A 13,886-nucleotide genomic window follows, 5' to 3' on the forward strand; every position below is an offset into this window, starting at 1 on the left:
AGGACTAGATACGATGAAATTCTCGCTTTCCTGGCTCAAGCAGTACCTTGAGACCGACGCCGGCATCGAGGATGTCGCCGCCACCCTCAACCGCATCGGCATCGAGGTCGAGGGCATCGAGGACCCGGCCGAGAAGCTCGCCGGTTTCTGCGTCGCCAAGGTGCTGACCGCGGCCAAGCACCCTGATGCGGACAAGCTGCAGGTCCTCTCGGTCGACACCGGCGAGGGCGATCCGCTGCAGGTCGTGTGCGGCGCGCCCAACGCGCGCGCAGGAATGCTGGGCGTGCTCGGTCTTCCCGGCGCCAGCGTTCCGGCCAATGGCATGGTCCTGAAGAAGTCGGCCATTCGCGGCGTCGAATCGAACGGCATGATGTGCTCGGTGCGCGAGCTGGAACTGGGCGATGCGCATGAAGGCATCATCGAGCTTCCCGAGGATGCTCCGGTGGGCATGGCCTTTGCCGATTACCACGGCGCCGATCCGGTCATCGACGTCTCGATCACCCCCAACCGTCCCGACTGCATGGGCGTCTACGGCATCGCGCGCGACCTCGCCGCCGCCGGTCTCGGTACGCTCAAGCCGATTGAGGCCGACGATGTGGCCGGCACCTTCCCGTGCCCGGTCGAGATACGCATCGAGGACGCCGAGGGTTGCCCGGCTTTCCATGGCCGCGTCATCAAGGGCGTGACGAACGGCCCTTCGCCGCAGTGGCTGCAGGATTGCTTGAAGGCCGCGGGCCAGCGTCCGATCTCCGCGCTCGTCGATGCCACCAACTTCGTGATGCTGGCCTATGGCCGTCCCGCGCACGCCTATGACCTCGCCAAGCTGAGCGGCGCGGTCACCGCGCGCCGCGCCAAGGACGGTGAGAAGGTCACCGCGCTGAACGAGAAGGAATACACCCTCGACGCCAGCATGACCGTGATCGCCGACGAGGCGGGCGTTCACGACATTGCCGGGATCATGGGCGGCGAGCATTCGGGCTGCGAGGAGGCGACCACCGACGTTCTCCTCGAGATCGCCTACTTCGACCCGCAGCGCATCGCGCTGACCGGCCGCGCGCTCAACCTCACCTCGGACGCGCGTGCGCGCTTCGAGCGTGGCATCGACCCGGCCTTCCTCGACACCGGCCTGAACCTCCTTACAGCGCTGATCCAGTCGCTGTGCGGCGGCGAGGCGTCCGAGGTCGTGCGCGTGGGCGCTGCGCCCGCAACGCCCAGAATCGTCCACTTCGATCCGGCGCTCACCGGAGACCTTGGCGGTGTCGTCATCGGGCCCGAGCAGCAGCAGGCGATCCTGGAAAGCCTCGGTTTCTCGGTCGTCGCCGAACAGGCGGGCCACGACAAGGCCTGGGCGGTGACCGTCCCAGGCTGGCGTCCGGACGTCGATGGCGCCCCCGACATCGTCGAGGAAGTCGTGCGCATCTTCGGCCTCGACAACATCGAGAGCGTGGCGCTGCCGCGCGCCGATGGCGTGGCCCTGCCCACTGCCACACCGGCGCAGAAGCTGGAGCGCCGCGTGCGCCGCGCTGCGGCTGCGCGCGGTCTCAACGAGGCGGTGACCTGGTCCTTCCTTCCCGAAGCCGAGGCCGAGGCCTTTGCAGGCGAGGCAAAGCTGTGGGTGCTGGCCAATCCGATCAGCGAGGACCTGAAGGCGATGCGCCCCTCGCTCTTGCCGGGCCTTATCTCTGCGGCCAAGCGCAACCTGGACCGGGGGTCCTCCTCGCTGCGCCTGTTCGAACTGGGCCGTCGCTATCTGCGCGGCAAGGGCGGGGCGAGCGATGAGCGTTTGACGCTCGGTGTGATCCTTGCGGGCGACAAGACCCCGCGTGGCTGGGCCTCCGGCAAGGCCGTCGCCTTCGACGCCTACGATGCCAAGGCCGAAGCCATGGCGCTGCTCGCTGAAGCGGGCGCTCCGGTTGAGAAGCTGCAGGTCATGGGTGAGGCTGGACCCCAGTTCCACCCCGGCCAGTCGGCGACGCTGCGCCTTGGCCCCAAGAACGTGCTCGCGCGCTTTGGCATGCTGCACCCGGCCATCGCCAAGCAGTTCGACATCGCGGGTAGCGTGGCTCTCGTCGAAATCTTCCTCGATGCGATCCCGGGCAAGAAGGGCGCGGCGAGCTTTACCCGCACGTCTTATACTCCGCCTGCGCTCCAGTCGGTGACGCGCGACTTCGCCTTCCTCGTCCCCGCCGAGCTTCCCGCCGCCGACCTCGTGCGCGTGGTACAGGGCGCGGACAAGGCGAACATCGTCGCGGCTCGCCTGTTCGACGATTTCCGCGGCCAGGGCGTGCCCGAAGGCCAGAAGTCGCTCGCGCTTGAAGTCACGCTCCAGCCGCTTGAAAAGAGCTATAAGGAGGCCGACCTCAAGGCGATCAGCGAGAAGGTGACGCAGGCCGCCGCCAAGCTCGGAGCCACGCTGCGCGGCTGACGCGCAGCAAGGCAACGAACGGACAGGAGACGCGCGCGTGTCGGACAGTGAACTGGTCACCATCCGCTCCGGGGACCTGACGGCCCGGATTAACCCGCTGGGAGCCGAACTGTGGTCCCTCGTCGATGGCGAGGGGCGTGAGTTCATGACCGATGGCAATCCGGAATTCTGGGGCGGCCACGCGCCGATCCTGTTCCCGATTGTCGGAGGGCTCAACAATGGGCGCTATCGCCTGAACGGCACCGAATACGAACTGCCGCGCCACGGCTTCGCACGGCACAGCGAGTTTGAGGTGCTGATCGCTGAGGAGGAACGCGTGATGTTCAGCCTTGGCGCAAGCGATGCGACCCGCGCGGTCTACCCGTTCGAGTTCAAGCTCAACGTCAATTTCCGGCTCATCGAGAAGAAGCTGGTGATTGGCGCGGGCGTGCAGAACTGCGGCGAGGTGCCGATGCCTTTCAGCATCGGTTTCCACCCTGCTTTCGCCTGGCCGCTGCCGGGCGCGGGTGCCAAGGAGGACCACAAGATCGTCTTCTCCGAGGACGAGCCGCATCGCATCCGCCGTCTCGATCCCGACACCGGCCTGCTGCTGGCGGACCGCAAGCACTCGCCGATTAAAGGCAATTCCTTTGTGCCGCGCCCCGAACTGTTCGAGGCTGACGCGCTGATCTGGGACAAGCTCAACAGCCGCGTGGTCAAGTTTGGCCCGACCAACGGCCCGCGCATCGCGATCAAGAGCCCGGCGCTTCCCATGCTCGGCATCTGGCAGAAGCCTGGCGCGGACTTCCTGTGCATCGAACCCTGGCAGGGGATTGCCGACCCGGTGGGCTTCGAAGGCGATTTTCGCGAGAAGCCGGGCGTGGTTTCGGTGCCCGCGGGGCAGACCCGCTTTTTCGAACTGCACATCGCGGTTCTCGACGCGGGCTGACGCGGCGCGCGCGGGAGTGCTTTTGCGCGCGCAATGAGGTACTTGGGGAACACGGCGCACCGGATCGGTGCGCCGCCTGACGAATTTTACTGCCCCAAACGTCCCAAGGAGATCCCCATGAAAACCGCCCTCGTTACCGGAGCAACCTCGGGGATCGGCGCGGACACCGCGCGCGCGCTGGTGAAGGCGGGCTGGCGCGTGGTGGCGACCGGCCGCCGCGCTGACCGTCTGGCCGATCTGGTCAAGGAACTGGGCGCGGACAACGTCCATGCCTGCGCCTTCGATGTCTGCGACGAAGCCGCGCGCGACGAGGCGCTGGCGCTGCTGCCCGCCGATTTCGCCGGGATCGACTGCCTCGTGAACAACGCCGGGCTCGCGCTGGGCACCAGCCCGGCGCAGGAGAGCGATCTCGCGCAGTGGAAGACCATGATCGACACCAACGTCACCGCGCTGGTCTCGCTCACCCACAAGCTCCTGCCCATGCTGATCGAGCGCAAGGGGCTGATCGTGAACTTGGCTTCGGTTGCGGCGACCTACCCGTACACCGGGGGCAACGTCTACGGCGGGACCAAGGCCTTCGTGCGCCAGTTTTCGCTGGGCCTGCGCTCGGACCTTGCAGGCACCGGCGTTCGCGTCACCTCGATCGAGCCGGGCATGGTCGAGACCGAGTTCACGGTTGTGCGCACCGGCGGCAACCAGCAGGCCTCGGACGATCTCTACCAGGGCGCGAACCCGATGACGGGCGCGGACATTGCCGAGACGATCCTGTGGGTGGCGAGCCTGCCTGCCCACCTCAACATCAACACTCTGGAGCTGATGCCGGTCAGCCAGTCCTTCGCAGGCTTCAAGGTCGCGCGCGAAGAGGGCTGATCCGCCCCGGTTTTTGAGCGGGCGGGGGCCTCTCGCCCGCTTTCTTGGCTGTCCCGGCGTTGCGATACCGGGGCAGGGCGCGTAAAGGCCCGCGCATGAGCAATTCACGCCGCACCTTCGCGATCATCTCGCACCCCGACGCCGGTAAGACCACGCTGACCGAAAAGCTGCTGCTGCAAGGCGGCGCGATCCACCTTGCCGGACAGGTCAAGGCACGCGGCGCGGCGCGCCGGGCGCGTTCGGACTGGATGAAGATCGAGCAGCAGCGCGGCATCTCGGTGACGAGCTCGGTGATGACGTTCGAACGCACCGACGCGAATGGCGAGACGGTGACCTTCAACCTGCTCGACACCCCGGGCCACGAGGACTTCTCGGAAGACACCTATCGCACGCTGACCGCCGTCGATTCGGCCATCATGGTGATCGACGCGGCCAAGGGTATCGAGCCGCAGACCCGAAAGCTGTTCGAGGTCTGCCGCCTGCGCTCGGTGCCGATCATCACTTTCATCAACAAGGTCGACCGCGAGGGCCGGGCCTGCTTCGACCTGCTCGATGAAGTGGCCGACATGCTCGCGCTCGATGTGTGTCCGATGTCTTGGCCGGTGGGCATGGGCGGCCTGTTCCAGGGTATCTACGACCTCGAGAGCGGCAAGGTCAGCCGCCCCGAGGGCCCGAGCAAGGAATTCCTCGGCAAGGTCGACGAGAACGTCGAGCTGCCCGAGGAGGTCGCCGAGGAAATGGAGCTGGCCCAGGTCGGCTATCCCGATTTCGACCTCGAGGCCTACCGTGCGGGCGATCTGACCCCGGTCTACTTCGGCTCCGCGCTCAAGAACTTCGGCGTGACCGAGCTTATCGAGGCGATCTCGCAATATGCCCCGCCGCCGCGTCCGCAGCCGACCGAAGAAGGGCCGATCGATCCCGAGATGCCGGAAGTCACCGGCTTCATCTTCAAGGTGCAGGCCAACATGGACCCGATGCACCGTGACCGCATCGCGTTCATGCGCCTCGCCTCGGGCACCTTCAAACGCGGCATGAAGTTGACGCCGTCGGGGCTGGGCAAGGCGATCGCCGTGCACTCGCCGATCATGTTCTTCGCGCAAGACCGCGAGATTGCCGATACCGCAGAGCCCGGTGACATCATCGGCATTCCCAACCACGGCACCTTGCGCGTGGGTGACACGCTGAGCGAGAAGAACAAGATCCGCTACATCGGCCTGCCCAATTTTGCGCCGGAAATCCTGCGCCGCGTGGCGCTCAAGGACCCGACCAAGACCAAGCAGCTGCGAAAGGCGCTCGACGACCTCTCCGAGGAGGGCGTGATCCAGGTCTTCTATCCCGAGATCGGCGCGCAGTGGATCGTCGGCGTGGTCGGCCAGCTCCAGCTCGAAGTGCTGATCTCGCGGCTTGAGGCGGAGTACAAGGTCGAGGCCATGCTGGAAGCCTCGCCCTTCGATACCGCGCGCTGGATCAAGGGCACCGACAAGGCACTCGACGATTTCGAGAGCTTCAATAAGATGAACCTTGCGCGGGACCGCGACGGCGACCTCGTGTTCATGGCGCGCTCGGCCTGGGACGTGAATTACCAGCAGGAGCGCAACCCGGAACTGACCTTCAGCGCGACCAAGGAGCGCTGAGGGCGGAACTCGTGGCCTTCCCGGGGCTTGCTTAGGGAAAGGTCTTGCAAGCGAGCGCTCTGTTCCTAGCTTGGCAAGGCCTGTCCGATGCCGGGAAGGGAGCCCTCGTGCCGCTCACGTTTGCCAGCTACAACATCCACAAGGCCGTCGGTCTCGACCGGCGGCGCGACCACGAGCGGATCCTGCGCATCCTGCTGGAAGTCGATGCGGATATCGTCGCGCTGCAGGAGGTGGACCGCCGGTTCGGGCGTCGCATGGCCGCGCTTCCGCTCGATGCCATTCACGCCGCGACCGACTACACGCCGGTTCCGCTTTCAATGAAGCCCGACAGCCTGGGTTGGCACGGGAACGCATTGCTGGTGCGCAAGGGGATCGAGCTGCTTGAGGCCGCGCCAGTCGACTTGCCCGTGCTGGAGCCGCGCGGGGCGGTGCGCGCCGATCTTGCGGTGGAAGGGCGCCGGGTTCGCGTGGTCGGCATGCACCTTGATCTTTCAGGGCTCCGTCGTCGGCAGCAGGTGCGCCGCGTACTCCATCACATTGCGCAGTGCCGCAAGGAATGTCCCACTGTATTGCTCGGGGATTTCAATGAGTGGTCGCAGAAGGGCTGTTTCCGCGAGTTCGGACAGGATTGGCGGGTGCTGGCGCCGGGGCGGAGTTTTCCCTCGCGCAGGCCGATGGCCCAGCTGGACCGCATCATTATATCCGAAGGGTGGGAAGTTCGTGGAACAAATGTCCATCGCAGTGCGCTTTCCGCGATAGGATCTGATCACCTGCCTGTATTTGCCGCGCTTGATCTGCCTAAAAAATAGGCAGCTGCACAGGAATCGGGCTTCGCGCCAGCTGAAAATAGCGTTGCCGGGGCGTTAAGCGGCGTAAATCTCCGAATAGGTGATTTGGCATAGAACTTGCTGACCTGTTTTCAGCCGGCGTGGGGCCGGTAGCAAACAGGGGACAGGCATGAAGTTCATCATAGCCATCATCAAGCCCTTCAAACTCGACGAAGTTCGAGAAGCGCTTGGCGCGATCGGGGTCGCGGGCATGACCGTTTCCGAAGTGAAGGGGTTCGGGCGCCAGAAGGGGCAGACCGAAATCTACCGTGGGGCGGAATACTCCACCAACATGCTGCCGAAGGTGAAGATCGAAGTGGCCGCGCCGGACGAACTGGCGCCCAAGATCGTCGAAACCATCCAGCAGGTCGCCAGCACCGAGGCCATCGGTGACGGCAAGATCTTCGTTCTCGACCTCGCGTCCGCCGTGCGCATCCGCACCGGCGAGGCCGGCGATACGGCGCTTTGAGGAGGCTAACCAACATGAACCGCACGATTCTCGGCGGCGCAGGCGCTCTCACCGCGTCGCTGTTCGCCGCCATGCCCGCCTTCGCGCAGGAAGCTGCTGCTGCAGCGCCTGTGCCCAATCCCGGCAACAATGCGTGGATGATGACCTCGACGGTCCTCGTCCTGCTCATGATCCTGCCGGGCCTGGCCCTGTTCTACGGCGGCCTTACCCGTTCCAAGAACATGCTCTCGACCATGACCCAGGTCGGCGCCGCAGCCGCGCTCGCGATGCTCATCTGGGTGATCTACGGCTACTCGACCGCGTTCGGTCCGGAAGGCAACGCCTTCTTCAGCTGGGGCAACCTGTTCCTGTCGGCGACCACGCCCGACAGCACTGCGGCCACGTTCTCGGATGAGGTCATCAGTGAATACGTCTTCATCAGCTTCCAGATGACCTTTGCCGCGATTACCGCTGCGCTGGTCTTCGGTGCGACCGTTGAGCGCATGAAGTTCTCGGCGGCCATGGTCTTCGTGGCCGTGTGGCTGACCATCGTCTACTTCCCGATTGCGCACATGGTCTGGGCCGGTGGTGGTCTCCTCTTCGACATGGGCGCGCTCGATTTCGCGGGCGGCACCGTGGTTCACATCAACGCAGGCGTCTCGGCGCTTGTCGCGTGCATCATCCTGGGCAAGCGCAAGGGCTATCCCAGCGAACCCATGCCTCCCCACTCGCTGACGCTGACCATGGTCGGCACCGGCCTCCTGTGGGTGGGCTGGTTCGGCTTCAACGCCGGTTCCGAGCTCGAAGCTGACGGCACCGCAGGCCTTGCCATGATCAATACCTTCGTTGCGACCGCATCGGCGGGCCTGTTCTGGATGCTCGCCGAGCGTCTGGCCGGGCACAAGGGTTCGGCCCTGGGCTTCTGCTCGGGTATCATCGCGGGTCTCGTCGCGGTGACCCCGGCGGCCGGTAACTCGGGCCCGTTCGGCGCCATCGTGCTGGGCGCGATTGCCTCGATCATCTGCTTCTTCATGGTCTCGAAGGTGAAGCCGGCCCTTGGCTACGACGACTCGCTCGACGCCTTCGGCATCCACGGTGTGGGCGGCATCATCGGCGCCATCGGCACCGGCTTCGTCTACCAGCCGAGCCTTGGTGGGCCCGGTGATGGTTCGACCGCGATGATGGCCCAGGTCATCATCCAGATCGAAGCCGTTCTCATCTCGCTCGTCTGGGCGGGTGTGGGCACCGTCATTGCCATCTTCGTCGCCAAGCTGATCACCGGCCTGCGCGTCAGCGAAGAGGTCGAGCACGAAGGTCTCGACATCGGCGAGCACGGCGAGCGCGCCTACAACTGATCTTATCGAATTGGCTGCGGCGGCGCTGGCCGTCGCCGCAGCCTCACGATGTTCCTCCTGCGAACACAACCTTTTCGGGCCGGACGCGTATGCGCCGGCCCTTTTTTCGTGTGGTTTTCCGGGAGTTCTGGGTGGATTGACGCCTCTCGTGCAGGCCCTAAGCTAGCTTGATCGAGCTAGGGCCAAGCAGGATGGGGAACTGCCATGAAATTCGTGACCGCTGTGATCAAGCCGATGAAGTTCACCGAAGTGAAGGCCGCGCTCGATAAGGCGGGTGTTTCGGGCCTGACGGTGTCCGAAGTGAGCGGCGTCGGGCGCCAGAAGGGCCAGACGGAAGTCTACCGAGGCGCGGAGTACACCTCGAACATGCTGCCCAAGATCAAGCTGGAGATCGCGGTCTCGGATGCGTTTGCTGACACGGTGATCGGTATCCTGCGCGAAGCGGCGAGCACGGGCGAGATCGGCGATGGCAAGGTTTTCGTGTTCGACCTCGCGGAAGTGCTGCGCGTGCGCACTGGCGAGCAGGGCGATCTCGCTCTCTGAACCGCCGTCAGGCTTAAAGAAGGCGGACAACCTGAAGGATGGCGTCCGAGGGCCATCGCCCTCGGGCTCCCGGAACTGTCTAGCTCACCTTCCCCGCGCTACCTTAGTGCGGGAAGGTGAGGTCGCCGATTTTGGGGCCAAGGGGCGATGGCCCCTTGAATCTATCTTCTTGTACTTTTGGGATTACTTCGCGCTGGCCGCCAGCACGTCGACGATCTGGCGGATCGGCGAGATGTCGTAGCCTGCCGCAGCGGCCTGTGCGGCAATGACGCCAGGATTGTCACCCGACTTGGCGCGCGCGAGCGACCACAGGAGGGTCGAGCGGGTGCCCGAGCGGCAGTAGCCCAGGACCGGCCCCTCGCTGCTTTCGAGCGCGGCGATCATCGCGTCGACCTGGCCTTCGCTGAAACCGCCGTGGGTGATCGGGATGGCGGTGTAGGCGATGCCCGCTTCCTTGGCTGCCGCTTCGATCTCGCTGCCGGGCGTCTGGTCGTCGCTTTCGCCTTCGGGGCGGTTGTTGACGATCAGCGTGATGCCCAGGGCCTTTGCCTCGGCAATCGCGGACGTGTCGATCTGCGGGCTGGCGTACATGGAATCGGTAATTTTGGCGAACATGGATTCGAGCCTCCGGCCGGCGTTTTGCGCCTCGTAAGACGCGGAAATGATTCGCCCATCAAACGTGAGTCAGGGCTGCTGGCAACCCCCAATTTCGCGCTCAAACGGCGCAGACTGTCGGTGCCGGACCGAATTGGCGTGTAATTCCGTTCGCTATCGGGCCAAGACTCGTGTATGAATCCTAATCGCAGCAGAGCGATTGCGGAAATCGCAGGTAACTCTGGCTGACTCTCGGCACGGTTCGTCCACGTGTACGGGTGACTGCTTACTAGGGCGCATCGAAGGTACGTTCGTAAACATGGGTTTTGATAGAGGTCGTCGCGGAAGGGGACGCGACAAGCGGGATCGGTTCGGAGAGGACGAATTTGATCCCTTCTTTGCCGGACAGGACCGTTTCGGCGGTGGTGACCGTTTCGGCGGGGGCGACCGCTTTGGAGGCGGTGGTGACCGCTTCGGCGGCGGTGGCGGCGGCGGTTTCGACGACCGTGGCGGCTCGCGCGGCGGCGGTGGCGGCGGCTTCGGCGGCGGCCCGCGTGGTGGCGGCGGCGGTGGTGGCCGTGGTGGCGGCATGCCCGCACAGGTCGTCGGCCAGGGCCGCGGCGTCGTCAAGTTCTTCAACGCCTCGAAGGGTTTCGGTTTCATCCAGCGCGATGAAGGCGGGGACGATGTCTTCGTGCACATCAGCGCGGTGGAGCGTGCGGGCCTTGAAGGTCTCGCCGAAGGCCAGCAGCTTGAGTTCCAGCTCGTCGATCGTGGCGGCAAGGTCTCGGCCAGCGATCTTTCGGTCGTGGGCGATGTGATCCCGGTCCAGAAGCGCGATGCCGCGCCCCAGCGTCAGCTGACGGGCGAAAAGGCCACGGGCACGGTCAAGTTCTTCAACTCGATGAAGGGCTTCGGCTTCATTACTCGCGACGATGGTCAGCAGGATGCCTTCGTGCACATCAGCGCGGTGGAACGTTCCGGCATGACCGGCCTCAATGAGGGCGACCGTCTGGAATTCGACATCGAGGTCGATCGACGAGGCAAGTACTCGGCGGTCAACCTGACGCCGCTCCAGGGTTGATCCCGGCCGGCAGGTCCCTGGTTATTTGACCGGGGGGCTGCAAAAGCCTAGAAGCGCGCAAATGGCGGTCCGGCAAGGGCCGCCATTTGTCGTTTGCGTTTGATTTTTCCCCCTTTCTTCAAACTTCACTCGAGGAATTTTTCGAAATGTCGATCACTCCGTTGATGCCTGTGTATCCCCGGTGCGGTGTTCGGCCCGTTCGCGGCGAACATTGCCATCTCATCAGCGAGGATGGTCGCCGATTCCTCGATTTCGCGAGCGGGATTGCGGTCAACGCGCTGGGCCATTCGCACGAAGGTCTGATCTCGGCCATCCAGAAGCAGGCCGAAACGCTGATGCACGTCTCCAATCTCTATGGCAGTCCGCAGGGTGAGGCCATCGCGCAGCGCCTGGTCGACCTGACCTTTGCCGACACCGTGTTCTTCACGAATTCGGGTGCCGAGGCGGTCGAATGCGCGATCAAGACTGCGCGCGTCTACCACCAGTCGGCGGGCAACGACGAGAAGTTCGAGCTGATCACCTTCAACAACGCCTTCCATGGGCGCACGATGGCGACGATCAGCGCCTCGAGCCAGGAGAAGATGCACAAGGGCTTCCTGCCCCTGCTGCCCGGCTTCAAGTACGTCGACTTCAACGACCTCGAAGCGGCGGCGGCGGCGATCGGGCCCAACACCGCAGGCTTCCTGGTCGAGCCGATCCAGGGCGAGGGCGGCATCCGCGTTGCGGACGAGGCCTTTCTCAAGGGCCTGCGTGAACTGTGCGACAAGCATGACCTCATGCTGATCCTCGACGAGGTCCAGAGTGGTGTCGGCCGGGCCGGCACCTTCTACGCCTACGAGCAATATGGCATCGAGCCGGACATTCTGGCCACGGCCAAGGGCATTGGCGGCGGCTTCCCTGTCGGCGCATGCCTCGCCACCGAGAAGGCGGCGCGGGGCATGACCTTCGGCACGCACGGCTCGACCTATGGCGGCAACCCGTTCGCGATGGCGGCCATCGGCGCCGTGCTCGACGTCGTGGGCGAGGAAAGCTTCCTTGCGGACGTGCGCGCGAAGGGGGAACGCCTCAAGGCGCGCCTCGAGCAGTTCATCGGCAATTACCCCGAGCTTTTCGAAGGCGTGCGCGGCAAGGGCCTGTTCCTCGGCCTCAAGATGAAGGTCGAGCCGCGGCCGTTCGTCGCCCACATGCGCGACAACCACCAGGTCCTCGCCGTTTCGGCAGGTGACCAGGTGATGCGCGTTATTCCGCCGCTGGTGATCGACGACAGCCACATTGACGAGTTCCTCGAGAAGCTTTCGGCCGCAGCGGCCAGCTACACGCCCGAGGATGCGGCCTGATGTCGGGCGACTTCCTGAGCCTGAGCGATGCAGGCGGCGATACCATCGCCGCGATGATCAACGATGCGATCGAGCGCAAGGCGGCACGTGCCGGTTGGCCCAAGGGCAAGGCGGACAGCGATGCACCGCTCGCCGGCCACACGCTGGCCATGATCTTCGAGAAGAATTCCACGCGTACGCGCGTGTCCTTCGATATGGCCATGCGCCAGCTGGGCGGCAGCACGATCATCATGGAGGCGGGTAGCACCCAGATCGGGCGCGGCGAGACCATCGCGGACACCGCGCGGGTCCTCAGCCGCATGGTCGATGCCATCATGATCCGTACCGACGATCATGCGAAGATCGAGGAGCTGGCGCACTATGCCGATGTTCCCGTGATCAACGGCCTGACCGACCTTTCGCACCCCTGCCAGATCGTCGCCGACCTTCTCACCATCGTCGAGCATGGCTTTGCGCTTCCTGGCCTGCAGATGGCTTGGCTGGGCGATGGCAACAACGTCTCACATTCGATGATCGAGGCGGCCGGGCTGATGAAGTTCACGCTGCGCCTGGCTGTGCCTGAGGGCTACGAGCCCGATGCAGCCTTCGTCGAACGGGCCCGTGCCGCAGGCGGCGAGATCGTCATAACGCACGATCCGCTCGAAGCGGCGCGCGGCGCGCAGGTCGTCGTGACCGACACCTGGGTCTCGATGGGCCAGGAAGGCGGCGAAGCGCACATCAAGGCACTCGAGCCCTATCAGGTCAACGAAAGCCTCATGGCGCACGCGGCCGAGGGGGCGATGTTTTTGCATTGTCTTCCCGCGCACCGTAACGAGGAAGTCACGGACGCGGTTATTGACGGTCCGGCATCTGCGGTCTGGGACGAGGCGGAAAACCGTCTCTACGGCCAGAAGTCGGTTCTGCTGTGGAGCCTTGGCAAGCTGTGAGCGAAGATCCGACCTTGCCGCGTGAGGACACCGGTTTCGACCGGGTCCTTGCCTTTTCGCTGCCCAATCGGCACGCGCGTGGACGAGTCGTTCGCCTCGGGCCGGTGCTCGAAACCGTGCTTTCGGCACATGCCTATCCCCCCGTGGTCAAGCACCTTCTGGCCGAAGCGCTGGTGATGACCTCGCTCATGGGTTCGCTGCTCAAGGAAGAGGGCGCGCAGCTCACGATCCAGGCGCAGGCCGAGGGCGGCCTGGTCGACATGATGGTCTGCGACTACCGCGACGGCGAAGTGCGCGGCTATGTGCATTTCGATGCCGAGAAGTTCGCCGATATGCAGGACGAGGAGCTTCAGCTCGATCTCCCGGCGCTGTTCGGTACCGGGTACCTTGCGATCACCTTCGATCTGGCGGCCACCAAGAAGCGCTACCAGGGCGTGGTGCCGCTGGAAGGAGCTTCGCTGGCGGATGCGTGCGAAGCCTACTTCGCCCAGTCCGAGCAGGTGCCCACTCTGCTGCGCATCTCGGTGCGCTCGAACGGAGAGCGCTGCATGGCTGGCGGGCTGCTCATGCAGTTCCTGCCCGATGGGGAGGAAGGGCAGGCACGTCTGCATGCCCAGGAAGATCACCCTGACTGGGAACACGTTTCGGTCATGGCCGGCAGTGTGCAGCGTGATGAGCTGCTCGATCCTGTCCTGACACTGGAAGAGCTTCTCTGGCGCCTCTTTCATGAGGAGGATGAAGTCCGCGTCGAGCCGCTGGTCCTGCTCCAGCGCGGCTGCCGCTGCACGGTCGAGCACTACAAGACGATCCTTTCGCGTTTTCCGGAAGATCAGCTGGCCGACATGCGCGAAGAAGATGGCACCATTCCGGTCGACTGTGCGTTCTGTTCCAAAGTCTTGAATATCCCGGTTTAGG

The 13,886-nt window shown here is 64.6% G+C and carries 13 protein-coding genes; 12 read left to right on the forward strand and 1 reads right to left on the reverse strand.

Features of this window, described 5'->3' with window-relative positions:
* Window positions 1-13 precede the first annotated feature (13 nt).
* The 8 genes from pheT to LC060_RS02225 all read left to right on the forward strand — a co-directional run bounded on the left by pheT (window position 14) and on the right by LC060_RS02225 (window position 9,030).
* Window positions 14-2,425, forward strand: a complete 2,412-nt coding sequence (gene pheT / locus LC060_RS02190; protein WP_226632311.1) for a phenylalanine--tRNA ligase subunit beta — start codon at window positions 14-16, stop codon at window positions 2,423-2,425.
* Between the two features lie 37 nt (window positions 2,426-2,462).
* Window positions 2,463-3,353, forward strand: a complete 891-nt coding sequence (locus tag LC060_RS02195; protein ID WP_226632313.1) for an aldose 1-epimerase family protein — start codon at window positions 2,463-2,465, stop codon at window positions 3,351-3,353.
* Window positions 3,354-3,470: 117 nt separating this feature from the next.
* Window positions 3,471-4,223, forward strand: a complete 753-nt coding sequence (locus LC060_RS02200; RefSeq protein WP_226632314.1) for an SDR family NAD(P)-dependent oxidoreductase — start codon at window positions 3,471-3,473, stop codon at window positions 4,221-4,223.
* A gap of 95 nt (window positions 4,224-4,318) precedes the next feature.
* Window positions 4,319-5,857, forward strand: coding sequence for a peptide chain release factor 3 (locus tag LC060_RS02205; protein WP_226632315.1), 1,539 nt, complete (start codon window positions 4,319-4,321; stop codon window positions 5,855-5,857).
* 107 nt (window positions 5,858-5,964) lie between these two features.
* A complete protein-coding gene (locus LC060_RS02210; protein ID WP_226632316.1) occupies window positions 5,965-6,666 on the forward strand; it encodes an endonuclease/exonuclease/phosphatase family protein in 702 nt (233 codons plus the stop codon).
* Window positions 6,667-6,814: 148 nt separating this feature from the next.
* The gene (locus tag LC060_RS02215; protein ID WP_039389106.1) at window positions 6,815-7,153 is read left to right on the forward strand and encodes a P-II family nitrogen regulator; all 339 of its coding nucleotides are present in this window, start codon (window positions 6,815-6,817) and stop codon (window positions 7,151-7,153) included.
* A gap of 14 nt (window positions 7,154-7,167) precedes the next feature.
* Window positions 7,168-8,487, forward strand: coding sequence for an ammonium transporter (locus LC060_RS02220; protein ID WP_226632317.1), 1,320 nt, complete (start codon window positions 7,168-7,170; stop codon window positions 8,485-8,487).
* 204 nt (window positions 8,488-8,691) lie between these two features.
* Window positions 8,692-9,030, forward strand: coding sequence for a P-II family nitrogen regulator (locus LC060_RS02225; protein ID WP_226632318.1), 339 nt, complete (start codon window positions 8,692-8,694; stop codon window positions 9,028-9,030).
* 183 nt (window positions 9,031-9,213) lie between these two features.
* Here the strand turns inward: LC060_RS02225 and LC060_RS02230 are convergent, their stop codons facing one another.
* Entirely contained in the window at window positions 9,214-9,645 is a 432-nt protein-coding gene (locus LC060_RS02230) for a TIGR01244 family sulfur transferase (RefSeq protein ID WP_226632319.1), read from the reverse strand.
* 298 nt (window positions 9,646-9,943) lie between these two features.
* Here LC060_RS02230 and LC060_RS21005 point away from each other — a divergent pair, with 298 nt between their 5' ends.
* The 4 genes from LC060_RS21005 to LC060_RS02260 all read left to right on the forward strand — a co-directional run bounded on the left by LC060_RS21005 (window position 9,944) and on the right by LC060_RS02260 (window position 13,885).
* Complete coding sequence (locus LC060_RS21005) at window positions 9,944-10,708, forward strand: cold-shock protein (protein ID WP_319005397.1); 765 nt, start codon at window positions 9,944-9,946, stop codon at window positions 10,706-10,708.
* Between the two features lie 146 nt (window positions 10,709-10,854).
* On the forward strand, window positions 10,855-12,045 hold the full coding sequence (locus LC060_RS02250; protein ID WP_226632321.1) for an aspartate aminotransferase family protein: 1,191 nt from the start codon (window positions 10,855-10,857) through the stop codon (window positions 12,043-12,045).
* A complete protein-coding gene (gene argF / locus LC060_RS02255) occupies window positions 12,045-12,971 on the forward strand; it encodes an ornithine carbamoyltransferase (protein ID WP_226632323.1) in 927 nt (308 codons plus the stop codon). The genes LC060_RS02250 and argF overlap by 1 nt, the downstream gene beginning before the upstream one ends.
* Complete coding sequence (locus tag LC060_RS02260; protein ID WP_084591944.1) at window positions 12,968-13,885, forward strand: Hsp33 family molecular chaperone HslO; 918 nt, start codon at window positions 12,968-12,970, stop codon at window positions 13,883-13,885. Before argF ends, LC060_RS02260 begins: the two co-directional genes overlap by 4 nt.
* Window position 13,886 lies beyond the last annotated feature (1 nt).

Source organism: Novosphingobium profundi (assembly GCF_020524485.1).
Lineage (GTDB): Bacteria > Pseudomonadota > Alphaproteobacteria > Sphingomonadales > Sphingomonadaceae > Novosphingobium > Novosphingobium profundi_A.